Below are 25,179 nucleotides of genomic sequence, written 5' to 3'. Positions count from 1 at the left end.
ACGACTCTAAAACTTCACTTTGTTGCACTGGCCGCATTCTGAAAACCGCTAGCGGACAGATCACTATCTTTCAGAGCCCCCTGACCGCGTCGTCAGATGTTGACGCTCAGCAGAGGTCAGCCGGCGGCTACTCAGTGCCTTCAGAAACGCCACAATATCCTCAACCTGCTGATCGGTCAGATCCGGATTTTCGATAATACCCAATTTTTTAGCCGACCACTGAAAACTTCGCTTCTGGCTTCTTGCCAGCTGAGTTCTGGCCATAATCCGCACAACGTCATGCAGATCATCTACCGCACCATTATGAAACCAGGGACCGGTCAGCGCCACATTACGTAGCGAAGGTACCCGCCAGACTGTCGGGCCGTCACTCTCTGTATTCAACCCATACTGCTGTGTAATCGGATCTGGATTAGCCGGAAACACTCTAAAGGGCAAGCCACTGTTATAAATGCTGGCCGCACTAAAGTTAGGTCCGAAATGGCAGTGAACACACCCGGTTTTTTCAAACAGCACCATGCCACTGAGCTGCTGCTCTGTCAGGGCCGCGCTATCCCCCCTGACGTAATCATCGTAGGGCGAATCATTAGTGATCAGCGATCTTTCATAGCTGGCAATCGCCCGGACAATGTTAGCAATGGTAATATCCGGCTCATCCGCAAACGCAGCGGCGAAGTCTGGTTGATAGGCCGCTTGCTCCTTCACCCGTTCAACAATTTGGACGGGGGAAAGCATCCCCATCTCAATCGGATTGAGAAACGGCTTAATAGCCTGCTGCTCCAGAGACGCCACCCGGCCATCCCAGAACAGCCGTTTCTGAAACGCGGCATTCCAGACGGTGGGAGCATTGCGGTTACCTTTCTGACCGTTTATTCCGGTAGATACCGGCGCCCCATCGGTACCGGCATAGCTGTACAGTTCATGACAGGAAGCGCACGCCAGGGTGCGGTCAAGAGATAGGTTTTTATCAAAAAAAAGCTTTTCACCTAAAGCAATTTTTGCCGCTGTGGTGGGGTTTTCAAGCGGTGCCGGGGCATCCGCTGGCAACGTCTGCCAGAGATATCCCGGAACCGGCTCAAGCGCCTGCATGACAACTGAGTCGGGAATAGCAGGCCGCAGATCCGGCGCCTGACGCGCAAAGAAATCGTCGGGGACACTCTTTAAAAAGCTATAGACAGCCAGTTTAATCCCCAGGATGACCAGCATCACTGAAACGGCAACCAGCATCAACCAGTGCCCCACCCTGCGATTTCTGACTCCGGCCTGAGTCGCTGTAGATTCCCGAACATCAGTCATCATCCGCTACCTCTCATGCAACCGCAGAAAAGAACAGATCACCCGGAGTCACACTCTATACCTCGGTGATCGTGTTAAACGGTAATCCAACCCGCTGATGTGCCCGGGCCACGGCATCACTCTCCTCAGCAAGTGTCAGACAGAACGCTTTGCCCGCCTCAACACCGGTAAAGATTTTTAATGGCACCACCCCTTCCGCTTCACAGGCTTGCTTATACTGTTCATAAAACTCGGCAAACTGAGGCTTAGTAATGCCCGCCGGAAAGGTTCCACTCTCAACATCATGAGTGTCCAGAAAGAGTTTCATTTTCTTCATTGTTGCGATCTCCTGTTAGTTTAGCGCTTTAATCTAAACCACAGGTCCCGCATCGTTCTGTAACCTATGCTACAAAGAGGAATTTTTTTACGGAGTAACAGCACGCATTCAACGCGTCAGGCAAAAGTTCAGAAGTGTAATGAATAGTGACCGGCTTTAACCACAAACAGCCGGCCATGGGGTTGAACTATTTCTCATCGAGGCCAATCAGAGGGCTTTCCATTACAGCGGCAATTGCGGTGATCAGCTCCCGCTCTACCGCCACTATCTGACCATCATGGCGTACCACCTGCACCATCCCCTTCAGCATCCGCTGCCGGATAAACGGCGTGGCCGCTGCCAGCTCGGAGACCGACGCAGCAAAGCGTTCACGGGTACACTCCGTTCGCGGCACAGGTTTCAGGTTATACAGGCCAGCCACACCGGCACCCCGGTTAAATGCTTTCAGGGTCATCTCATCCGACATCTCACCATGATAAGCCAGCATCGAAATAACCATCGCATAATGTTCGGCAAGCCCCCCCATATCATCGTAACGGTTTTGCCGCTGACGTGGCGCACCAAAGTGGGCATCACAGAAGCGGCTCACCAGTTGATACAGCACCCACTCAAACAGATCGATCTGCTGATCGGCCCGAACCACCTGAAGCAACAGTCGCTTAAACGCTTTGTACTGACTGGCGGATTGAGACTTAAGCGCGGGCAGTGTCAGCTCAATCAGCTGCAGATATTCAGCACGGGGCAGCTGCTGAAAGTGGCCCAGACGGTTGTAGAGACGATCCGCCAGCGCGGCATCCTCCGCCGCGATCAGTTTTAACTGCTTATCCCTGACCTGACTATCACCATCCATCAGCAAGCCAAGCAACACAATCCGGGCATCGTAAGGGTCCCGCGCCAGATGATAGAGATCATTATCTGCCGATTGCGCCCCGGGTGACTGACCTTCCGCCTGATAATCAAGCAGCTCAGCACCTGCCAGAGAACCGATAAGCGTCTCGATGATCGCCGTTCCCGCAAGGTTTGTTTTGATCGCTTTATCCGTACCGGCCTCAGCGACACGCAACGCCGGCTGAGGCTCAAGATATTTACCATCCCAGTGCGGATCAACTTTGCGGATCCTGACATCAATGGGGGGATGGGTTGACCAGATCCAGCCCGGCATCACTGCAGAAAAGAACAGGTGTCCTGCTTCCTGACACTCCGGATGGTTCAGATGCCCCTGGAAACGACTGCCACCAATCACTTTCAGCGCCCCACCAATACCTTCCGGGTTGCGGGTGAACTGCACCGCCGATGCATCTGCCAGAAACTCCCGCTGTCGGCTGATGGCAGCCTTGAGCATATTGCCAACCATGACCCCGCACCAGCCGACCACCATCAAGCCGAGGCCCAGCAGCACCAGATACCCCCGACTGGAGCTTCGGGACTTAGTCGAGTCTGCCCACCAGCTGGTTCGACTACTGGCAAATACCCGTCCGAGTTCAGCAAAAAACACCATCCCGTGCAGCATCACCAGCAAGCGCATATTAATGCGCATATCACCGTTCAGAATATGACTGAATTCGTGAGCGATGACCCCCTGTAGCTGATCCCGGTTCAGACTATCCAGCGTGCCCCGGGTGACGCAGATTGCAGCATCGGTCAAACCTAACCCCGCAGCAAAAGCGTTGATACCCGCCTCATGCTGCATCACATACACCGGAGGAACAGGCACTCCGGCAGCCAGCGCCATCTCCTCAACCACGTTGATTAAACGTCGTTCAGCGGTGTCACGGGTCAAAGGCTGTACCTGCTGACCACCAAACATCTCGGCAACCGCCCCGCCCCCTTTTTTCACATCCAGCCATTTTAACCAGGCCGCAAACAGCAACAGCAACGCGATAGCGATCGCGACGACGAAGATGCGCTGCCAGCTCAGGTAATCAAGGAACACCCGGTCGGGGAGAGCCATAGGGTCATCATTGACCCAGAGATACCAGGAAAACAGCAGATTGATCAGTATGACCAGACCGATATTAAGCAGAATAAAGAGCAGCAGCAGAATGCGACTGCTCTTGCGGGCCTGATCCTGAGCCGCATAGAAGTTCATCGATAGTCCCTATCTCAGATACGGTGAACTGACAACATCAAAAGCTGACTTTGGGCGCAACCTGCAGTTGCTCCCGATCAGCAAACTCCAGCAGAGACGCATCCCGGACATGGCCAAAGGTGCCTGCCAGCAACACCGGAGGGAAGCTCTGTTTGTAGCTGTTGTAGTCTGTGACCGCATCGTTAAATGCCTGACGGGAGAAGGCTACTCGGTTCTCAGTCGAGGTTAACTCTTCACTCAGCTGGCGCATATTGGTGTCTGCTTTCAGATCAGGATAAGCCTCTACCACGATGCTGAGCTTACCCAGCGCACCCTGCAGGCCACCTTCAGCCTTCGCCAGCTGCGACAGCGCCTGCGCACTACCCGGATCAGCGGCGGCCGCTTTAAGCCCTGCCATCGCTTCATTACGCGCAGCGATCACCGCTTCCAGCGTCCCCCGCTCATGCTCAAGATAGGCTTTCGCCGTTTCCACCAGATTGGGAATCAGGTCGTAACGGCGTTTCAGCTGCACATCAATCTGTGAAAAACTGTTCTGATAGCGGTTCTTCAGTGTTACCAACCGGTTGTAGATCGCCACCACATAGAACACCAGCGCAACGATGATAACCAGAAAAACCAGTGATCCCATTCCCATTGTATAACTCCTTTAGCCATTAAAATTCCGCCTGTTATTCAGGCAGAAAGGTCCTTCTCGTGCCAGATAAACGACACCGGATGCAGTGATTGTTTCTCTTTATCATAATCCAGCCACAGTTGTTGATAGGTCTCAGCCAGAACAGGATGGCGGGCCTTAGGGGCCAGTTCAGCTAATGGCCAGAGTACAAATGCATTCTCGGTAATCTCTTCCCGCGGCAGGGTAACGCCGTCAATCTTACCTATCAAGGCATCATAGGTAAGAATATCGATGTCCAGCGTCCGGCCACTGAATTTCGGGGATGTGCGGCAACGGCCGTTATCATCTTCGATCATCTTTAGTTTTTTGCTCAACTCGCCGACGGACAAATCGGTTTTAAAAGACGCCACCAGATTGTAGAAGTTGTCTCCGTCAAAGCCGACCGGAACACTTTCATAAACCGGCGACAGGGCCAGCTTTTCAAAGTTCGCATCCAGCGCATCAAGACAACGTCCAATATAGACTTCACGATCAGTATTGCTACCGATACTTACATACACCTGAGCCATTAGAAACGCTCTCCCCGTTCAATTATTACACCGACATCCTCAGCCGTGGGTACTGCACCAGGCTTCCCCAGTTTCAGCTTCAGCCAACGCACCCCAAACTCATTCAGAATAATCTGAGCAATCTCTTCAGCCATCGTCTCTACCAAAAGAAACTCGCTGGTTTCAATAAAGCTGATTAAGCGATCTGAAACGCTTTTATAATTAAGGGTGCTGTCTATATCTTCAGAGGCTGCCGCCTGCTGAATATCTGTTGCCATCTTAAGATCCAGACACACCGTCTGACGAATCTCACGCTCCCAGTCATAGATTCCGATGACGGTCTCTACCTTTAGCCCCTTAATGTACACAATATCCAAGACAAAACCCTTACACTCTTGCAATCAACATCAGACTGCCCTAAAAAGCACCTGCTTAAAAGGGCTCCGTTAGCGATCTTTTAGAACGCGTCCAACCTGTTTTAATTATCATACGCCCGGAAACCTGCACCAGCATATAACGGCCATTACGCTGCCAGATATAACGCCGGGTAGAACAATACTTACGCTTCAGCTGAATAATATGATTACAGGTCTCCTTACTGGTCAGACGCTGCTGCTCTTTGCCCCAATGGGCATAAAGACTTTCGATATTATCACCCGCATGGATCAGACTGCCATCCTCCATTCGCAGTCCTGCGAAACAAACGTTTGCCTGCAATATCAGTACTAACACTATCCATCTCTTCATCCCTGAACCTCCCTGTCGCACCGGTTTCAGCTTTCATCCAACGCTGAAGTGCGCTATAAAAAATAGTTTACTTTCTATAGCAACAGCGGAAACGGAATATGATCGAAGCAGATGCCGTCACAACGCTGACCATTATGCTGGTCGGCTATCTGCTGGGCTCAATTCCCTTTGCCGTGCTGATTTGCCACTTTATGGGGATCGGAGACCCTCGTCAACTGGGCTCGGGAAATCCCGGCGCAACCAATGTGTTGCGCACCGGAAACCGCCCGGCCGCCCTCCTGACACTGACCGGAGACCTGAGTAAAGGCATGCTGGCGGTGTCCATCGCACTATGGGCAGGCCTCAGTCAGTTCGACCAGGCGTTGGTGGGAATTTCAGCCCTGATCGGCCATGTATGGTCGGTTTTCTTACGATTCAGGGGCGGAAAAGGGGTTGCCACTATGATCGGCAGTTGCCTGTTTCTCGACTATCGTCTGGCCCTTGCCCAGTGCTCTGTATGGCTTACAGTGATAGCAATTCGGCGCATCTCATCGCTGGCAGCAGTCAGCATGTCGCTGTTAAGCCCGCTGTTTAGCTGGTTTCTGGCGCCACAATTACTGCTGCCCATCATTATTATGAGCAGCCTGATTCTGGCAACTCACCATCAGAATATACGTAACCTGCTCAACCGCCGGGAAAGCCGGCTCTGACCGGGATCTCAGTAATTCACTTAACATCAGCACCGCGGCGCTGTATCGGCTCCAGCGTATCCAGCGGCCAGCGGGGAACGCACTGAATTGAGAGATCGCTCTGCTGTCCTGCCAGCAGACGCTGACAACCGGCATAGGCGATCATTGCACCATTATCAGTACAAAACTGTGGCCGGGCATAAAACAGCTGAGCCCACTCTTTTTTCACCATCAGCTCAAGGCGGTCGCGCAGACGCTGATTGGCGCTGACCCCTCCGGCAATCACCAACTGTTTAAAACCGGTTTGCTGGAGTGCCCGGCGACACTTAATCGCCAGGGTTTCAACCACCGCCTCTTCAAAGGCTGCAGCAATATCACGGCGATCTTTATCACCCAGCTCACCATCAACCCGGAGATCGTTGGATGTATTCAGGGTAAAGGTTTTCAAACCGCTGAAACTAAAGTCAAGTCCCGGGCGGTCGGTCATCGGTCGCGGAAAACGAAACCGTTTACGATCCCCCATTTCAGCCAAACGCGCCACCTGTGGTCCGCCGGGGTAATCCAGCCCCAGCATCTTGGCCGCTTTATCAAATGCTTCACCGGCAGCATCATCCAGTGATTCACCCAGCAGGGTATACTCACCAATTGCATCAACCTGAACCAGTTGTGTATGGCCGCCAGACACCAGCAGCGCAACAAACGGGAACGCCGGAGGCTGTGGCTCCAGCATCGGCGCCAACAGATGTCCTTCCATATGGTGCACACCGATAGCAGGAATCCCCCAGCCCAGCGCCATCGCCCGACCGGTAGATGCTCCAACCATTAATGCCCCAATCAACCCAGGCCCAGCCGTATAAGCAACCGCATCGAGCTGTTCCGGCCGGGTATCAGCCTGAGCCAGAACCTCTTTCACCAGTGGCAACAACTTGCGAACATGATCGCGGGAGGCCAGCTCTGGCACAACACCGCCATATTCTGCATGCATTGCAACCTGGCTATAGAGCGCATCGCCCAGCAGGCCTGCCTCACTATCATAGATAGCCACACCGGTTTCATCGCAGGAGGTTTCGATTCCAAGCACACGCATTGTTAAAGGTTCTCACTCATCATCATAAATAAATTGCTGCACGCAAAGCCGCAGGACGACTCACAGGGCGCCATTATCATCCATTTTAACAATCATTTCATCGTATTTAGGCTTTACACTGCCGGATCATAAGAATAAAATACCGGCCCTTATTGGCCAGCTGTGTCTTAAACTCAGCGGAACAGACATTAAATTTCTACAGGAAAGGTAAGGTATTTATATGCCAGCAGTTAAAGTTAAAGAAAACGAGCCATTTGACGTAGCTCTGCGTCGTTTCAAACGTTCTTGCGAAAAAGCCGGTGTACTGGCTGAAGTGCGTCGTCGTGAATTCTACGAAAAGCCAACTTCAATCCGTAAGCGTAAGGCTGCTGCTGCTGTTAAGCGTCACCTGAAGAAAGTTCAGCGCGAAAACCAGCGTCGCGTTCGTCTGTACTAAGATCTTCACCCCGCATTAAACAGCCAATACAGCCAGGAGAGCGGTATGTCCGAACTGAAGCAACGCATCAGTGACGAGATGAAAGCAGCCATGCGCGCTAAAGCAAAAGAGCGCCTGGGTACTATCCGCATGATTCTGTCTGAGCTCAAACGCATCGAAGTCGATGAGCGGATTGAGCTGGATGATGCGCGTGTACTCGCGATACTGGATAAGATGCAAAAACAGCGTCGCGATTCGATCGAGCAGTTTAACACTGCTGGTCGGGATGATCTGGCCAATATTGAGCAACAGGAACTTCTTGTGATTAAGGAGTTCCTGCCTCAGCCCCTGAGTGAAGCAGAACTTGCAGAGATTGTTGCGCAGGCGGTAACCGATTCCGGTGCACAGAATATGCAGGATATGGGCAAGGTCATGGCCCTGGTTAAACCACAGGTTCAGGGTCGCGCAGACATGGGCGCCATCAGCCAACTCGTCAAAAACGCTCTGAATAGTTAAAATAACTGCTGACCATCCTCCCCTCAATCAGCAGGTAGTCTGACACTATGGCCGGACGCATACCGCAAAGTTTTATTGATGACCTTCTGGCGCGAGTCAACGTACTCGATATCGTCGAAGCCAGGGTCAAGCTTAAGCGCACCGGAAAAAATTATTCCGGACTCTGTCCGTTTCATAAAGAGAAGTCTCCCTCATTCACCGTTAACAATGAAAAACAGTTCTATTACTGTTTCGGCTGCGGTGCAGGCGGCAACTCACTCAGCTTTCTCATGGAACATGACCGCTTAAGCTTTCCGGAAGCGGTCGAAGAGCTGGCCAAACTGGCCGGTGTTGAGATGCCCAAAGCAGAGGGCCCTGTTGACCATCAGCGCGAGCAGCGCATCAAAGATATCTATGCACTGCTGCAGGAAGCCTCTGAATATTACCAACAGCAGCTACGCGAACACCCCAACAAAGAGATCGCGGTAGATTACCTGAAGAACCGGGGTCTGACCGGACAGTTTGCCGCCCGCTTTGGTATCGGTTACGCCCCGCCTGGCTGGGACAACCTGTTAAAAAAACTCGCCCGGGACGAAGAGACCAAGCTCCGACTCGAGCAAGCAGGCATGCTGATCAATAAAGAGGATTCTGATCGTTATTACGACCGCTTTCGTGAGCGCATCATGTTCCCCATCCGGGATATGCGCGGCCGGGTAATCGCCTTTGGCGGCCGGGTTCTGGGGGATGAGAAACCCAAATACCTGAACTCTCCGGAAACAGATACCTTCCACAAAAGCCGTGAACTTTACGGCCTGTATGAAGCCCGCAAGTACAATCAGAGCCTCGAACGTCTGATCATTGTTGAGGGCTATATGGATGTTGTCGGCTTAGCTCAATACGGCATAGGTTACGCCGTTGCCACCCTGGGTACCGCAACCACAGCACAACACCTTGAGCGCATCCTGAAGATGGTACCTGAAGTTATATTCTGTTTTGATGGTGATGCCGCGGGCCGTAAAGCAGCCAAACGGGCACTGGACACCACGATGCCCGTTATCACCGATGGTAAGCAGGCGCGCTTTCTCTTCCTGCCCGAGGGAGAAGACCCCGACAGCCTGGTAAGACAGGAGGGCTGCGACGCCTTTGAACAGCGACTCAACGAGTCACTGCCTCTCTCTGATTTCTTCTTTAAAACACTGGAAGAGGGTGCGGATATGAGCTCCCTGGACGGACGCGCCCGCTTCAGTAATCAGGCCCTGCCTCTGATTGACCAGATGCAACCGGGCATTCTTAAACAGATGATGCAGGAGAAAATTTCCGAGCTGACCGGACTCAGTCTTGAACAGCTGATTAGCGTCAACAACCTGCAGGAAACCACCCACGCTCACGCCACGCCGGAGCCAGATTATTATCAGGGCGAGCCAGACTACCCCGATGACGGATACTTTGACTACCAGCCGGAGCAGAGCGATTACAGGTCCGATAAAAAACCGGGAAAAGAGTTCACCAAAGGCGGCAAAAAGTTTCGCCCCGCCCCGCCGGGCGGCTCTGCGGTTCACTTCAATCCCGCCAGCACGGCCGTATCCATTCTGCTGCACCTGCCCACCCTGGCAGATCATTGCGGCGACCTTGAGATACTGAGCGCCAGTCAGGAGGAAGCAGAGAAACTTCTCTATCAACTCAACCGTTATCTGCAGGAGAACCCCGGTGTCACTCCTGGCATTCTGGCGGTTGACTGGCAAGAACATGAGCACCTGAAGCCCCTGATTCGACAGCTGAATGAGATCGCCCATCAGACGCCCATCATTGACGCCAGCAATGCTCAGCAAGTTTTAAGTGACTGCCTCAATCGCCTGCAGGAACGCCATCTCGACAGAGAGATTCTGCAACTCAAATCCCAGCCACACCTGAGCAGCGAAGATAAACAGCGTCTCAACACCCTGATCATGAAGCAGGCGGGAAGCCGGTTAAGAAAAGCGCCTGAAAAATAACCAGACTGCATTGAAATTCCGTAAACCACCCCCATTTACAGAGCTACAGAGCAAACTAAGGCCCGGTTTTCATTTTTCTGCACAGCGCATTGAAAAATAGTCTATTTTAATAGATGAAATATCCCTATAACCCTACTCGGTCTGTAGAATTTATACCCCGCAATCGCTATAATGTCGGGCTAATTTTTTTCACTTTTGTCATCACTGAAGGGCAATTATGTCAGATACCTCCAAGCAGCAGTCACGCCTCAAGGAATTGATCGCACGGGGTAAGGAGCAGGGCTACCTTACTTATGCTGAAGTCAATGATCATCTGCCAGAAGATATTGCTGATCCGGACCAGGTCGAAGATATAATCCGTATGATCAACGATATGGGCATATCGGTCACCGAAGAAGCTCCGGATGCCGAAACCCTGCTCATGACAGAAGGTGACTCAGCTGAAGAAGCGGATGAGGAAGCCGTTGCAGCACTGGCCGCTGTCGAATCAGACGCCGGACGCACAACCGACCCTGTACGTATGTATATGCGCGAAATGGGCACGGTGGAACTGCTGACCCGCCAGGGTGAGATTGAGATCGCCAAGCGGATTGAAGAAGGTCTGCGTGAGGTGATGTCAGGCCTGGCAGCGTTCCCTGGTTCGGTTGACGCGATACTCGCCGCCTATGACACCAGTCAGGAAGAGGAAGGACGCCTGAGCGACATTTTCAGCGGCTATATCGATCCCGATGATGGCGCTGAAATCCCCTCCGCTGCTCAACAAGCTGAAGCAGCCGAAGAGGAATCTGACGATGATGACGACGAAGAGAAAGAACGTGGTCCAGACCCGGAGGAAGCCAAACGCCGTTTTGATCTGCTACGCAGCACCTACGAAACCTACCAGAAAGCGGTAGCAAAAGAGGGTCGCAGCAGCAAAACAGCCGCTAAAGCTTTCGAAGAGCTCGCTGATGCGTTCTCCCCGATCAAGCTATCCCCCCGCTTTTACGATATGCTGGTTGATAACGTGCGCAACTCGATTGACCGTATCCGTAAGCAGGAACGGACCATCATGCAGATCTGCACCCAGCGTGCAAAAATGCCGCGCCGCCAGTTTATCAAAGAGTTTCCAGGCAACGAGACCAACAGCGAATGGCTGGACAAGCTGCTTAACTCTGACGCGGACTATGCCCGCGCTCTGAAACGGCACGAGATTGAGCTGCGCAGAGCACAGAAAAAACTGGTTCAGGCTGAGCAAGAGATTCAGCTGACGCTAAACGAGATTAAAGAGGTGAACCGTCGCATGTCGATCGGTGAAGCCCGTGCCCGACGCGCCAAGAAAGAGATGGTTGAAGCCAACCTGCGTCTGGTTATCTCGATCGCTAAAAAATATACCAACCGCGGCCTGCAATTCCTCGACCTGATTCAGGAAGGCAACATCGGCCTGATGAAAGCGGTCGATAAGTTTGAATACCGTCGTGGTTACAAATTCTCCACCTATGCGACCTGGTGGATTCGTCAGGCGATTACCCGGTCCATTGCCGATCAGGCGCGTACGATTCGTATTCCGGTACACATGATCGAAACGATCAATAAACTAAACCGTATCTCCCGTCAGATGCTACAGGAGATGGGACGCGAGCCGTCCCCGGAAGAGCTGGCCGAGCGTATGGATATGCCGGAAGATAAGATCCGTAAAGTACTCAAGATCGCTAAAGAACCTATCTCCATGGAAACCCCCATCGGTGACGATGAGGACTCCAGCCTGGGCGACTTTATCGAGGATATCACCATCGATTCCCCGGTAGACTCCGCCACCGGTGAAGGCCTGCGTGAAGCAACCAAGGAAGTTCTGGCGGGCCTGACAGCCCGTGAAGCGAAAGTTTTGCGCATGCGTTTCGGTATTAACATGAACACTGACCACACCCTTGAAGAGGTGGGTAAGCAGTTTGATGTGACCCGTGAACGTATCCGTCAGATCGAAGCAAAGGCGCTGCGCAAGCTACGCCACCCAAGCCGCTCAGACCATCTGCGCAGCTTCCTTGACGAACATTAAAATCTTTTAAATCAGACCGTTGCGCCCATAATATCCTGTGGTATTATGGGCGTCCTCTCCCAGAGAGCTACTTTTATTCCCGCTTCAACCAGGGAATTAAGTTTTCACATGGGGGCCTTTAGCTCAGTTGGTTAGAGCGCTCGACTCATAATCGATCGGTCGCAGGTTCAAGTCCTGCAAGGCCCACCACCCTTATCCAGTACATCCCAGAAAAAGCTCGACTCAACTCTCCAATAGAGACGGATCGGTCGCAGGTTCAAGTCCTGCAAGGCCCACCACCCTTCTCCAGTACATCACAGAAAAAGCTCGACTCAACTCTCCAATAGAGACGGATCGGTCGCAGGTTCAAGTCCTGCAAGGCCCACCACCCTTCTCTAGTACATCACAGAAAAAGCTCGACTCAACTCTCCAATAGAGACGGATCGGTCGCAGGTTCAAGTCCTGCAAGGCCCACCACCCTTCTCCAGTACATCACAGAAAAAGCTCGACTCAACTCTCCAATAGAGACGGATCGGTCGCAGGTTCAAGTCCTGCAAGGCCCACCACCCTTCTCTAGTACATCACAGAAAAAGCTCGACTCAACTCTCCAATAGAGACGGATCGGTCGCAGGTTCAAGTCCTGCAAGGCCCACCACCCTTCTCCAGTACATCCCAGAAAAAGCTCGACTCAACTCTCCAATAGAGACGGATCGGTCGCAGGTTCAAGTCCTGCAAGGCCCACCACCCTTCTCCAGTACATCACAGAAAAAGCTCGACTCAACTCTCCAATAGAGACGGATCGGTCGCAGGTTCAAGTCCTGCAAGGCCCACCACCCTTCTCTAGTACATCACAGAAAAAGCTCGACTCAACTCTCCAATAGAGACGGATCGGTCGCAGGTTCAAGTCCTGCAAGGCCCACCACCCTTCTCCAGTACATCCCAGAAAAAGCTCGACTCAACTCTCCAATAGAGACGGATCGGTCGCAGGTTCAAGTCCTGCAAGGCCCACCACCCTTCTCTAGTACATCACAGAAAAAGCTCGACTCAACTCTCCAATAGAGACGGATCGGCCGCAGGTTCAAGTCCTGCAAGGCCCACCACCCTTCTCCAGCACATCCCAGAAAAAGCTCGACTCAACTCTCCAATAGAGACGGATCGGTCGCAGGTTCAAGTCCTGCAAGGCCCACCACCCTTCTCCAGTACATCCCAGAAAAAGCTCGACTCAACTCTTCAATAGAGACGGATCGGTCGCAGGTTCAAGTTCTGAAAGGCCCACTACCCTTCTCCAGTACATCCCAGAAAAAGCTCGACTCAACTCTCCAATAGAAACGGATCGGTCTCAGGTTCAAGTCCTGTAAGGCCCACCACCCTTCTCCAGTACATCCCGGAAAAAGCACGACTCAACTCTCCAATAGAGACGGACCGGTCGCAGGTTCAAGTCCTGCAAGGCCCGCCACCCTTCTCTTGTCTATCAGAAAAAGCTCGACTCAACTCTCCAATAGAGACGGATCGGTCCCAGGTTCAGGAAGCCTCTCACAAGCCAAAAAACTAAAAATCGTCCGCTGCCAGATAACTGTATTTTATATTACAGGACCTGAGCAGATCCTTTACTGTACATTGGGTCTTTTATCCCGTGCAGAGGGTGATACCCATTGACCGATTCCAGCAGCAGTGAACGAATTGCCTCATAGTCGAAGCTGTCTAAAGCAAGCTGCATCTGAGCTATAACCGGCACTAAATCACCCCATTCAATCATCAGCTCTTCCGCCTGCATAATCATAGGATGAGCAGTCTGTTTGACATTATCCCCAATCAGAAGCTCCTCATAAAGCTTCTCACCATCACGTAAACCTGTGTAAATTATCTCAATATCACCATCAGGATGATTTTCATCTTTAACGGACAATCCTGTCAGATTTATCATCTGCTTAGCCAGGCTTTTTATCTTTACCGCTTTTCCCATATCGAGCACAAAAACATCACCAGAGGCCCCCATTGATCCTGCCTGAATGACCAGTGAGGACGCCTCAGGTATGGTCATAAAATACCGTGTTATATCAGGATGCGTAACCGTAACCGGCCCTCCATGACTTATCTGTTGCCTGAACAACGGAATAACAGACCCCGATGAACCGAGCACGTTTCCAAAGCGAACCATAGCAAAGCGAACTCCACTCCCTTGCTCTCGCTTACTCAACGCCTGCAGTACCAGCTCAGCAAAACGCTTACTGGCCCCCATAACATTAGTCGGACGCACCGCCTTATCCGTGGAAATCAGTACAAAGTTTTTGACACCATTATCAATGGCGACCTCAGCTGTATTCAGGGTGCCAAAAAGATTATTTCGCACACCTGCAACAACGTTAGACTCGACCAGTGGCACATGTTTATACGCTGCAGCATGATAGATAGTATCAACATGATATTGACGGATGACTCTTTGCAGAAGAACTCTGTCAAGGACAGAACCCAGAACCGGAACCACATCGACCAGACCATCAGTAAGCTTGCTCAACTCTTGCTCGATCGTATAAAGCGCGTACTCTGACTGCTCGTACAATATAACGGAGGAAGGCCGCTGATTGACTATCTGACGACATAGCTCAGAGCCTATAGAGCCCCCGGCACCGGTAACCATTACACTCTGATTAAGAATACAAGCGGCAAGCAAATCCTGATTGGGTAAAACCTCCTCACGACCAAGCAGATCAGCGATATCGACTTCACGCACATCGTTTATTGTAACTTTGCCACCGGCTATATCGGAAAGCGCAGGCAGGGTGAGAACTCTTAACTGAAAATCACTGAGAGAATCGACAATAGTTTTACGCCGATACCTAGAGACTGAGGGAATAGCCAGCAATACAGCATTGATATCATAACGCTCTACAAGACCTCCAATATCCGATGGGCTATAAACCCTGATACCATTGATATCCATACCCCTTAACGAGCTGTCATCATCTATATAGGCAACTGCAACGAACTCACTTGAATGATGCAAGGCAGTCGCCAGTTGCCGCCCTGCCGTTCCTGCCCCATAAATAAGAACTCTTTCTGAATCTTTTTGTGCACTATGATCACCGCCGGGAAACTGGTACAGAATAACCCATCGGGCCATCATCCGGCTGCCACCAATCACCAGCACTGCCACCAACCAGAATATGAAAATAACAGAACGGGGGGTATTCAGTTCAAGCGCCATCAGATAAACCGCGACCCACCAGACAAGCACGGCAAGCGATACCGCTTTGATCACTGTCCACTGAGCGCGGTAGCCAATATAACGGATGATTGCCCTGTACAGCCCGAGCTTGATGAATATAGGTATGGCGATGACTGGCGCGATCAGATAGGCGGGCCAGTGAACAAAACCCATTGCTGTCCAGTCCCCATATCGGAGAGCATAACTCAGCCAACAACATAGCGGCAGGACTAACAGATCAAAAACAACAAAGATTACTTTCTTCGACTGCCGGGATGAATTAAGAATGAAGTGAAGCAAGCAGTAGTCCTTCTAAAATTGCATTGGCTCTTCAGTGAATCCGGTCACCGGCGCCCTTTCCCAAGGCTGTAGCTACTATATAGTGAAAATAGGATTTTAACGACATTGTCTTGATCATTTTCTCATCCGTCTCTGCAAGCAGTTCCGGAGTCGACATATCTATCTCACTGATCTGGGCAAGCCCGGTAATACCTGGACGCACATTAAAAACATTTCGTTTAGAACGCGCATCTGTTAACTCAGTCTGATTGAAAAGACCTGGTCGTGGCCCTACCAGACTCATCTCACCCTTTAGTACATTCCATAACTGCGGAAGCTCATCAAGTTTTGTTTTGCGAAGAAAATGCCCGAACCGTGTGATCGAACTGGCACTTGCCAGATGAGTAGCAACAGAAGCGGTATCTAAGGACATTGTTCTGAATTTAAGAAGAGTAAAAGGCTTTTGATACCGCCCAACCCTCGTCTGACAAAAAATAGGGGAACCTGTGTCAAAAAGGCCTATTATAGTTAGCAAAAGCAGCACAGGGAAACCCAGTACCAAACCCGCGAACGCAAAACATAAATCTAAAAAACGAATCAACGGTTATTCTCCGCTTCAAAACAACGCTTCAATCCCTCTTCAACCGAAAGAGGAGGCTCCCACCCAAGAAGATCGCGGGCTTTAGAGATATCAACCTGAAGAGAATCCAACAAGCGATCAGCCAACGCCTTTTTTCCTATGAGCGTAGCACTCAGACGTAAAAAGCTTTCAGGAAAAGGGATTAGTCGGCTGGGTTTCCCCATCGCCCTGGCAATCCCTCTCAATAAATCAGAAGTGGACAGATCCTCTCCATCCCCTGCAAGAAAAACCTGATTGGCAGCAGCGGGATGATCTATGCATGTTACGACCAAATCAATCAGATTATCTATACTTATAAGGGTGCGTTTATTAAAAACAGCCCCCAAGGGCAATGGCACACCTTTTTTAACCAAATTAATCATGCTGGCAAAGTTACCTTTAACACCAGGTCCATAAACAAGTGGAGGCCGTATAATTATAACCTCCATGCCCGATGATACAGCTAAGTCCTGCAGCCCAAGCTCAGATTCCAATTTAGAGATCGCATAAGAATCTTCAGGTCGAGGAATATCATCAGCAGTAAAAGGGTGCCCTAAGAAGGTCTGCTCACCATTGACTTTTATCGTACTAATAAAGATGAAACGCTTTACTCCAGAATCTGCTGCTTGGCGAGCAAGATTAAGCGTTCCACTAACATTGACTGCACGAAACTCATTCAAAGACTCTGAAGGCTTATGAACCATACTATGAACTAGGGCAGCTGTATGAATTAACACATCACACTTTTCAAATACATTGCCATAATCAACGGTATCTTCCAGTTGAAAATTATAATGTTTATTGCCACTTTTTATTTTTGATCTCCCTATAGATATAACTTCATAGCCTGTAAACCCTTTCATCAAAGCAGCACCAATAAAACCTGTACCACCTGTTACCGCTATCTTCAAAGGAAACGCCCCATTGATACATCTTCTAATATTTTACCTACGGCAGTAGAAACGGCAAAAACATCAATCATCAACTGTCTAGACTTAATACCCATTTCCTCTCGCTTCTCCGAATCAGAAAGAATGGCTATAGCGTTTGAATAAAAACAATCATCATCTCCGTTAATACTAACTAATCCAGCACCAGAATCATTTATTAAATCAATAACGTCATTTCCCGGGTTTACGCTACCAATAATAGGTAACCCTTCAACCATATAACCTAGTAGCTTTCCTGGAAAGTTATGAGCCCGATGATTACAAGAAAGTGAAAACAAGCCCACATCTACTTGCGTTAAGATCGATATATATTGTTCTTGGGAAACCGAAGGGAGTAAAGTAACATTATCCAGCGTCCACGCTTGACAGCGATCTTGAACCAACTGATACTCATCACCCTGACCTACCAATAAAAAATGCGCTCTAGGAAAACTCCGCATTCTACGAGCTAAACGCATAATATTCTCCATATCCTGAGCATGACCTATATTTCCCCCGTAGAAAAAAATTATTTTCCCATCTAGGAGGAAGCTTTCTATCACCTGTTTTCCATATCCAAAATCTGTGACTCTCTCTGGATCAGTCCAATTATAAAGAACTGTCAGCTTTCTAGTTTCAATATTACAAATAGAAGAAAAAACCACCTCATTTGCTGGAGACTGAAGAGCAATTCGATCGGACACTAAATAATTTTTTCTCTCAAAAAACCGGAAGAACATAGCTGCCAATGACTTCTCTTTAATAATTCCCTCATCAATTATCCACTGAGGAAAAAAATCTCTTAATACTAAATATACAAAAGCTCCCTTAGACTTAAAATAACGAGCAAGTCCACAAAAAAATATTGTCGGGGAATAATTAATGCACAAATCAAAGCCCGTGTCTTTCCCGCCATTTCTAATTGCTCTTATCGCCCGAAACGATATTAACGTTTCATTAATTGCTCTTTTTAAGTAACCACAACCTCTTATTTTTCCAGCTCTAAAAAACCAAACTTCCACTCCTTCAATATGCTCAACGCATAGTAAGCAGGATTGATCAGGCATTCCCGGGGTCACAACGACAACCTGATGCCCCAGCTTATAGAATTCAACACCAAGTTCATGCAACATTTTTGCATGAACTCTTGTACTTTCAGGCAAATAATCGTCAGAAAGGATTACAATCCTCATATTTAAACTTTCTTCCAAACCAGACGATTCACATAATCAGTATAGCTTTGAATAACCCGGAGAACTTTATCGGAGACATTAGGTGAAGAATAATCAGAGACTAAACTTATAGATCGGCTATCTCCCCGTGTTTGATCTTCAAGAATTCTTATTGCCTGCAATATTCTATCCGTATTCATTCCAGTGAACATTACGGCTCCTTCTTCCATACCCTCCGGACGTTCATGGGCATCACGAAGATTTATTGCTGGGAAATTCATGATAGATGACTCTTCTGTAATTGTACCGCTATCGCTGAGCACAATTTTCGCACTCATTTGTAACTGAATATAATCACTAAACCCAAGAGGCTTTTGTAACTGTATAAGAGGATGAAAAATCAAATGCTCCTGTTCAATTTTTTTACGCATTCGAGGATGCGTAGATACTATAATTGGGAGCGCATAAGTCTCCGCCAACGTATCAAGCGTTTTTACGAATTTATTAATATTGCATTCTGAATCAATATTTTCTTCACGATGAACACTCACAACAAAATATTTCTCAGCCTCGAGATCCATTCTAAGCAACACATCAGAACTCATTATTTTATCGATATAATAATTGAGGACCTCCTCCATAGGACTTCCTGTTTTCACTATCATATCTGGAGGAACACCTTCTTTAAGAAGATATTCCCGTGCGATATTACTGTAAGGCATATTAATATCAGAAATGTGATCGACTATCTTTCTATTAATCTCTTCAGGTACACGAAGATCAAAGCAACGGTTACCTGCTTCCATATGAAAGATCGGAATTTTTCTTCGCTTAGCCGGGATTGCAGCCATGGAGCTATTTGTATCCCCCAAAATCAATACGGCTTCAGGTTTATAATAATCGTATACTGAATCAACCTTAGAAATCACTTCCGCAATTGTATTTGCAGCATTCTTTCCAGCACATTCCAGAAACATATCAGGTGCACGAATCCCCAAGTCTTCAAAAAATATCTGATTTAGTTCATAGTCATAATTTTGACCCGTATGAACCAAAATATGCTCACAATAACGGTCTAACTTCGAGACAACTCTCGATAGTCGAATTATTTCTGGCCGAGTTCCAACAATTGTCATTACCCGCAGCCGAGTCTCATCACTCAAAGTTTTCGATGTATTCATCATGCATCTTCTTAATTAAATATTCCCAGGAAGGAGAAATAAATCCTGTTTTAGATTTCAAGTTATCAGAATTGAGGCTTCGATCAATTTTAAAGTCCGCATATTCTTCGATTTTATTTATAACTGAATAACGATCTTTTATTAGAGATAAAAGAGTAAACTTATCTATCGGATCTGAACTGAGATGATATAGACCATATAATTGTTTATCAATGACGTGCTTTTCAATGAACTCTGCGATACAGACTGTAGGTAACCCAGAAAATATCGCATTTGCGTAACCTCTGACTGGTTTTTTTTGACTCAAAAACCAATCAACAAGACTTATATTACTCGCTATTTCATGTCCAATTATAGACGTTCTGAGAGTCAAATGTCCTCCATAATCGACTTCCCCCAATAACTTCGAGCGCCCATACAGATCGCACGCATCGGGCAAATCACCTTCCTTATAGTTACCCTTTTTACCGGAGAATACACAGTCAGTTGAAAAGTGTATAAGATGTCCCCTCACTTCATCACATATAGCTGCTAGTTTATGAGGAAGCAAACTATTAATTTCAATTGATGGGACTGGCGCTTTTGACTGGTCAAGTTGTTTAATCACCCCAATACAATTCAGCAAGTAGTTTGGTCTATAATCCAAAATTACTTCTCTAATCTTATTGAAGTTTGAAACATCTAACCCAGTAAGAACATTGGTGAACCCTTGCTCTTCTAGTTGATCTGAAGCTCTTTTGTCTCTGACACTACCTAAAACGTCGTAGTCTTTACATTTACTAAAATACCGCAACATGCTACCGCCCAGCATCCCATTAGCACCGAGCACTAAGATTTTATTAGTCATCAAGAGCTACCTTGTCCCCTGTCACAATACATCGGATATAATCAAGTTTTAGAAGTAACTCCTTCATTTCCTCAACATTTAACCGATATGTGTTATGAGAATTGTAATCGGCCACTGATGATAACTCTCTGGACCCCTCATCAAAGTACTTCTCATAATTCAGATCACGATTATCCGCGGGGATCCTGTAATAAGCCTCATGATCATCAGCTATGAGCATCTCCTCTTGACTACAAAGCGCCTCATATAATTTTTCACCATGCCGGGTGCCTATTATATTTATTGGATGACTCGACCTACCTATTAACTCTAGAAGAGCTAGGGTTAGAGTCTCAATAGTCGCCGCAGGTGCCTTCTGAACAAAAATATCGCCATTCTGGCCATTTTCAAATGCATAAAGAACCAAATCAACAGCATCATCCAAGGTCATCATAAACCGGGTCATATTGGGATCTGTTATGGATATCGCTTTACCATTGAGCACCTGGTCAATAAACAGAGGTATGACAGAACCTCGAGAGGCCATGACATTACCATATCTGGTGGCACAAATAGTTGTCCCTTTAGGTACATTTCGGGACTTAGCAACAATAACTTTCTCCATCATTGCCTTAGATATTCCCATAGCATTAATTGGATAAACTGCTTTATCAGTACTTAGACAAACAACTCTTTCAATACTACAATTAATAGCCGATTCTAAAACGTTTTCTGTACCAAGCACATTGGTTTTTACCGCTTCAAGGGGATAAAATTCACAGGATGGCACCTGTTTCAGAGCCGCTGCATGGAAAACATAATCAACGCCTCGCATTGCTGAAAGAATACTTTGATAGTCCCGAACATCACCGATATAAAATTTTAATTTGCTTGAATGGTAGCGTTTGCGCATATCATCTTGTTTTTTCTCGTCCCGAGAAAAAATTCTGATCTCACCAATATCAGTTTCAAGGAACCTGCGTAGGACTGCATTCCCGAATGACCCTGTACCGCCGGTTATCAACAACACCTTATTTTTAAACATTGCAGATCCCAATCCTCTCTAAATCTACATTTATCTCATTTAATGCAATGCCATCAAACCGTCTCTCCATAAATAAAGACAATACACTACATGAATTTTCTAAAGTCATTACCTAATTCCTTTTTTAGAATAGCCCGATATTCTAATTCTACATTTTTTTTCATAGCATAAAAATATTCTTTAGATGCACTAGGATCTGCACGCAAGACAGGCGTTTTACCATCGAAAGTTTCAAGACTTCCATATTCTAAATGCACACAAATATCAGCACTACACATCTCATCAACAAGTTCATTTTTAAACCATACAATCGGTTTAAATTCCAAGCCACTTAACTCGACAAGCGCATAACTGAAAGACTCAAACTGAGATGTAATAAAAGGCAAACGGTTAGGTAATGTTTTCAGGATCTTCGAAATCTGAGAATGATCTAAAGATTCATATAAATACACTTTTGGCCCACTAACCTGTTGCAAAAGATTGGCTAACTGTTTCACACGTTCCAGTTCTTTATGACATTCAGGAACAAAAAACAAATGAATAGACTTCACATTATCAAACCAAGATCGTCCATTTTTTTTTTGGAGCTGCTCAAATAAAGCATCAAGAAAATCACCCACTCCTTTATTTGGAACCATCCTCGCCACATTAATTATGTTCACACCCTCCCCAGGCACGTAAGCCGAATTATCTGCCAGCATCATATTAGGCCCAATAATATCATCAACTCTATAACCAACAATTTCTCCTAGAACTTTCTTTGCAAAAAAAAGTTCTTCTTCATTACTAGCCAACACAGATATTCTTTTCAACTTCGAATTTAAAAAACTGCATTTACTAATAATTTTTATAATTACTTTCTTCTTCCTTTCAGATATCTTTAACGCACCTTCTTTCAATTCACCATGAGGTAATAATACTAGATTAATACGGACAGGCAATAACATCAGCATTACCACATATGGAGAAAAAAATGAATGCACGATAAAGCATCGATATCGATAAAATATCACATCACGAATAGCGAAAACAAACTGTTTATTCCTCCCAATAGAGGACAAATCTAAAAAGTCACTATCACAGGAATTAATTATTCCAGAAGCCTTAAAAAGGCTAACCCCCCGAGCAACCCCTCCTCCTTGAACGGCATTATCACCAACGGCAGAAACCCATCGAACACGATCACAACTCATGCAAGTCTGCTCCTTGAGCTACTAAGCGCAAAATAAACTCATCATCATGAGAAATAACAACCACTACTTTTTCTTTAGCCAACTCTACGATCCGGTTCAGCATTCGTTGTTTTAGAAATGGATCCAATCCTACACTCGGCTCATCAAAAACAAAGTAACTTGATTTTTTATCACACACAGCAGTAAATTGTAAAAATTTAACCTGCCCTCCTGAAAGTTCTGACAAATTATTAGCAGGAATTCCTGCATCGATAACACTATCAATTACACTCTCTATTTCTGTAACACCCACGAGATTAAGATAATCATGTAAAGATGCACTCTCAACAAATCCTGACTGATCCAAATACGCTACTGACGAATTCTCTGAAATTTCCGGCAACCACTTTTTAACAGCACTTGTTTTTCCCACTCCTGAAGGGCCTTTAACTATATAAATCCCGGGAAGTTCGATGGCTTCCAAAATATTTAAAACCACTTCACTCTCAAATGATTTTCTCCTTGACACTTTCATTTCAAAAAGCTTTTCTGAAACATCACGCACACCCACACTATTTATACGAATTGTTTCTAAATATGCAGAAATACGTGAAATAGAGGGAATCACACGAAGCACCATTCCAGCAAGCACAGCAATTTCACTATCCTTTATATCAAAATCGATACTTATTACACTGATTGCAGCTACTAGTAATAAAATTCCATCCACAAGCGCTTTAGTATAAAAAGGCAGTACTACCTGCGTACCTAACGCAGATGAAAAACCTTTAGAAACCTCAGAGAAACGATTACAAAACCAAGCCCCCCCACTATTAATCGTTACTGAAAACCCACTATTTATAAGTAGTTCTACATATTCGAGACGTTTTTTCTCATTACAACTTCGCTCGCCCCCTACTGCCAACCCCTTTTTCCTTAAAGCCAACATTACAATAAACAACGAAACCAGCAAGAAGAAAGCTATAACAAGAGTAAAAAATCCAAATAAGTAGAATGCATAACAAAATACAATAAAAACCAACACACCCTCAGCTAGAGAAAATGATAGCGGAATCACAAGCCCAAAGAATAAATTATTCATCTCTGAATTTAATACTTTCCTAATCCTTGTCAAGTCAATAGCTCTATTCTCATGCTGTGATTTAAGCACCACCCTCACGAAATCATCACCTAGGCTAGTATATATTTCCGACAAAGAACGCGAGAATAAACACTGTGAAAAGCTAACTACCAGCATACGAAACACAACAATTAACGCCAATAAAAAAACAACAATAACTTTTTTATCCAACCCGATATCATATTGAAGAAAACTTAAACCTGGCATTTCTTTTTCTTCACCAAAAAAATATAAAAATATAAAAGAAACCGAAACATAGAAAAAAAGATCCACGAGCACAAGAAAAAAAGGAACAATAAAATACACCCCCTTAGATATTTTAACTATTTGCTTATACATCCACCCCTCCAAAAAGCATCATCCAATCACATTCACAAAACAGATAAAAAAACAAACAACTAAAAAAAACTCACTACATTCAAATAAAATAGATTGTAAATCATATTCAACACATACGATAAACAATAAATTCAGGAGAACATAACCATAAGAATCTTACCAGCTTACAAATAATATTATTCTTACTATTAAAACAACAAAGACTTTAAAATTCTAATCAAATCAAGAGTATTCCGTGGATCAAAAAAATCAGAAATACTAAGGTAATTTTTCAACAGCACTTTATACTCTCTTTTAGAAATAGCTGGTTGAGTTCTAGTATCTTGATTTCCATGTTGGCGCGATAGAACTGTCGGTACTGGAATAGCAACAAAGTCCTGTCTTTGAAGCAAACGAAGCCACAGATCATAGTCCTGGGTGTGCAGAAGCTCTTTCTCGAAGCCTCCATAATATTTTAATGAAGCGATTGGGGCCGATAGGCAATTACCATTCAGGAAACGACGACTGAGTAAACGAAATCTCTGTCGACTTGTAAGGTTCACTATTGAGTTGATGTAAGATAGAAAGCCGGTATCGTTATTCAACAGATAAAAATCTGACACAGTGACCACATCCGGAGAGTGTGCTCGCAAGGCTCTATCCGCTTCAAGACGATTTGGGAGGTATATATCATCATGACTTAGCCAGGTAAAAATTTCACGGGTTGCATTCTCTATTCCAAGATTAAGTGCAGTAGCGACCCCACCATTCTCTTTCGAAAGATACTTGATATCTATCTCACTCTTATGACGCTTAACAATATCCTCTACACCTCCATCAGTTGACCCATCTTCTACTACTATTATTTCATCGTACTGACCAGCAGCCCCGATAGCCGATAGCAAAGCTTCTTCAAAGTAATCTCTGCCGTTATAAACCGGCATAATAATGGAATAATGCATAAAACCTCTCTGCCTCATATAATACTCACAAAATTTATTAGGCTAATGTTACAT

23 protein-coding genes and 1 tRNA gene are annotated in these 25,179 nt (G+C 46.7%); 6 read left to right on the top strand and 18 right to left on the bottom strand.

The features are described from left to right. Positions 1-63 precede the first annotated feature (63 nt). The 7 genes from OCU43_RS03640 to OCU43_RS03610 all read right to left on the bottom strand — a co-directional run bounded on the left by OCU43_RS03640 (position 64) and on the right by OCU43_RS03610 (position 5,609). Positions 64-1,299: a cytochrome-c peroxidase gene (locus OCU43_RS03640; RefSeq protein WP_091362162.1), complete on the bottom strand. Its 1,236-nt coding sequence runs from the start codon at positions 1,297-1,299 to the stop codon at positions 64-66. A gap of 52 nt (positions 1,300-1,351) precedes the next feature. Beyond that, complete coding sequence (locus OCU43_RS03635) at positions 1,352-1,612, bottom strand: nickel-binding protein (RefSeq protein WP_091362161.1); 261 nt, start codon at positions 1,610-1,612, stop codon at positions 1,352-1,354. A 187-nt stretch (positions 1,613-1,799) separates the two neighbouring features. Next, positions 1,800-3,701: a M48 family metallopeptidase gene (locus tag OCU43_RS03630; protein ID WP_091362160.1), complete on the bottom strand. Its 1,902-nt coding sequence runs from the start codon at positions 3,699-3,701 to the stop codon at positions 1,800-1,802. A 37-nt stretch (positions 3,702-3,738) separates the two neighbouring features. Continuing rightward, positions 3,739-4,335 (bottom strand): LemA family protein, encoded by a 597-nt coding sequence (locus OCU43_RS03625; RefSeq protein ID WP_217647483.1) that lies wholly within the window; start codon positions 4,333-4,335, stop codon positions 3,739-3,741. A 38-nt stretch (positions 4,336-4,373) separates the two neighbouring features. Next, positions 4,374-4,883, bottom strand: coding sequence for a 2-amino-4-hydroxy-6-hydroxymethyldihydropteridine diphosphokinase (gene folK, locus OCU43_RS03620; RefSeq protein ID WP_091362159.1), 510 nt, complete (start codon positions 4,881-4,883; stop codon positions 4,374-4,376). Then, a complete protein-coding gene (folB, locus tag OCU43_RS03615) occupies positions 4,883-5,239 on the bottom strand; it encodes a dihydroneopterin aldolase (RefSeq protein ID WP_091362158.1) in 357 nt (118 codons plus the stop codon). Before folB ends, folK begins: the two co-directional genes overlap by 1 nt. A gap of 55 nt (positions 5,240-5,294) precedes the next feature. Next, positions 5,295-5,609: a hypothetical protein gene (locus OCU43_RS03610; RefSeq protein WP_139203236.1), complete on the bottom strand. Its 315-nt coding sequence runs from the start codon at positions 5,607-5,609 to the stop codon at positions 5,295-5,297. 98 nt (positions 5,610-5,707) lie between these two features. Between OCU43_RS03610 and plsY the strand changes: the two genes are divergently transcribed. Beyond that, entirely contained in the window at positions 5,708-6,298 is a 591-nt protein-coding gene (gene plsY / locus OCU43_RS03605; protein WP_091362156.1) for a glycerol-3-phosphate 1-O-acyltransferase PlsY, read from the top strand. A 16-nt stretch (positions 6,299-6,314) separates the two neighbouring features. Here plsY and tsaD read toward each other — a convergent pair whose 3' ends face one another. Continuing rightward, the gene (gene tsaD, locus OCU43_RS03600; protein WP_091362155.1) at positions 6,315-7,364 is read right to left on the bottom strand and encodes a tRNA (adenosine(37)-N6)-threonylcarbamoyltransferase complex transferase subunit TsaD; all 1,050 of its coding nucleotides are present in this window, start codon (positions 7,362-7,364) and stop codon (positions 6,315-6,317) included. A gap of 220 nt (positions 7,365-7,584) precedes the next feature. Between tsaD and rpsU the strand changes: the two genes are divergently transcribed. The 5 genes from rpsU to OCU43_RS03575 all read left to right on the top strand — a co-directional run bounded on the left by rpsU (position 7,585) and on the right by OCU43_RS03575 (position 12,486). Continuing rightward, a complete protein-coding gene (gene rpsU, locus OCU43_RS03595; protein ID WP_019622914.1) occupies positions 7,585-7,800 on the top strand; it encodes a 30S ribosomal protein S21 in 216 nt (71 codons plus the stop codon). Positions 7,801-7,845: 45 nt separating this feature from the next. Then, entirely contained in the window at positions 7,846-8,295 is a 450-nt protein-coding gene (locus OCU43_RS03590; protein WP_091362154.1) for a GatB/YqeY domain-containing protein, read from the top strand. 47 nt (positions 8,296-8,342) lie between these two features. After that, positions 8,343-10,265: a DNA primase gene (dnaG, locus tag OCU43_RS03585; RefSeq protein WP_091362153.1), complete on the top strand. Its 1,923-nt coding sequence runs from the start codon at positions 8,343-8,345 to the stop codon at positions 10,263-10,265. 217 nt (positions 10,266-10,482) lie between these two features. Next, positions 10,483-12,297 (top strand): RNA polymerase sigma factor RpoD, encoded by a 1,815-nt coding sequence (rpoD, locus tag OCU43_RS03580; protein WP_091362152.1) that lies wholly within the window; start codon positions 10,483-10,485, stop codon positions 12,295-12,297. A 112-nt stretch (positions 12,298-12,409) separates the two neighbouring features. Further along, a tRNA-Ile gene (locus tag OCU43_RS03575) sits at positions 12,410-12,486 on the top strand. A 1,375-nt stretch (positions 12,487-13,861) separates the two neighbouring features. Here the strand turns inward: OCU43_RS03575 and OCU43_RS03570 are convergent. The 10 genes from OCU43_RS03570 to OCU43_RS03525 form a co-directional block, all read right to left on the bottom strand. Further along, positions 13,862-15,655: a polysaccharide biosynthesis protein gene (locus OCU43_RS03570; protein WP_175483595.1), complete on the bottom strand. Its 1,794-nt coding sequence runs from the start codon at positions 15,653-15,655 to the stop codon at positions 13,862-13,864. 157 nt (positions 15,656-15,812) lie between these two features. Further along, positions 15,813-16,361, bottom strand: a complete 549-nt coding sequence (locus tag OCU43_RS03565) for a sugar transferase (RefSeq protein WP_091361314.1) — start codon at positions 16,359-16,361, stop codon at positions 15,813-15,815. Beyond that, positions 16,358-17,290 carry a UDP-glucose 4-epimerase family protein gene (locus OCU43_RS03560; protein WP_091361317.1) on the bottom strand — a complete coding sequence of 311 codons (933 nt, stop codon included), beginning with the start codon at positions 17,288-17,290 and terminating at the stop codon, positions 16,358-16,360. Before OCU43_RS03560 ends, OCU43_RS03565 begins: the two co-directional genes overlap by 4 nt. Beyond that, positions 17,287-18,501, bottom strand: coding sequence for a glycosyltransferase family 4 protein (locus OCU43_RS03555; RefSeq protein WP_091361320.1), 1,215 nt, complete (start codon positions 18,499-18,501; stop codon positions 17,287-17,289). The genes OCU43_RS03560 and OCU43_RS03555 overlap by 4 nt, the downstream gene beginning before the upstream one ends. A 2-nt stretch (positions 18,502-18,503) precedes the next feature. Beyond that, positions 18,504-19,661, bottom strand: coding sequence for a non-hydrolyzing UDP-N-acetylglucosamine 2-epimerase (gene wecB, locus OCU43_RS03550; protein WP_175483596.1), 1,158 nt, complete (start codon positions 19,659-19,661; stop codon positions 18,504-18,506). After that, complete coding sequence (locus OCU43_RS03545) at positions 19,636-20,508, bottom strand: dTDP-4-dehydrorhamnose reductase family protein (RefSeq protein WP_091361324.1); 873 nt, start codon at positions 20,506-20,508, stop codon at positions 19,636-19,638. The genes wecB and OCU43_RS03545 overlap by 26 nt, the downstream gene beginning before the upstream one ends. After that, positions 20,501-21,532: a polysaccharide biosynthesis protein gene (locus OCU43_RS03540; protein WP_091361326.1), complete on the bottom strand. Its 1,032-nt coding sequence runs from the start codon at positions 21,530-21,532 to the stop codon at positions 20,501-20,503. Before OCU43_RS03540 ends, OCU43_RS03545 begins: the two co-directional genes overlap by 8 nt. Positions 21,533-21,618: 86 nt before the next feature. Further along, a complete protein-coding gene (locus tag OCU43_RS03535; protein ID WP_091361330.1) occupies positions 21,619-22,725 on the bottom strand; it encodes a glycosyltransferase family protein in 1,107 nt (368 codons plus the stop codon). After that, on the bottom strand, positions 22,715-24,184 hold the full coding sequence (locus tag OCU43_RS03530; protein WP_091361332.1) for a hypothetical protein: 1,470 nt from the start codon (positions 24,182-24,184) through the stop codon (positions 22,715-22,717). The genes OCU43_RS03535 and OCU43_RS03530 overlap by 11 nt, the downstream gene beginning before the upstream one ends. Before the next feature lie 188 nt (positions 24,185-24,372). Then, positions 24,373-25,125: a glycosyltransferase gene (locus OCU43_RS03525; RefSeq protein ID WP_175483597.1), complete on the bottom strand. Its 753-nt coding sequence runs from the start codon at positions 25,123-25,125 to the stop codon at positions 24,373-24,375. Between the last annotated feature and the right edge of the window lie 54 nt (positions 25,126-25,179).

Source organism: Amphritea atlantica, from assembly GCF_024347255.1.
Lineage (GTDB): Bacteria > Pseudomonadota > Gammaproteobacteria > Pseudomonadales > Balneatricaceae > Amphritea > Amphritea atlantica.
This window is presented reverse-complemented; position numbering and strand designations above follow the sequence as displayed.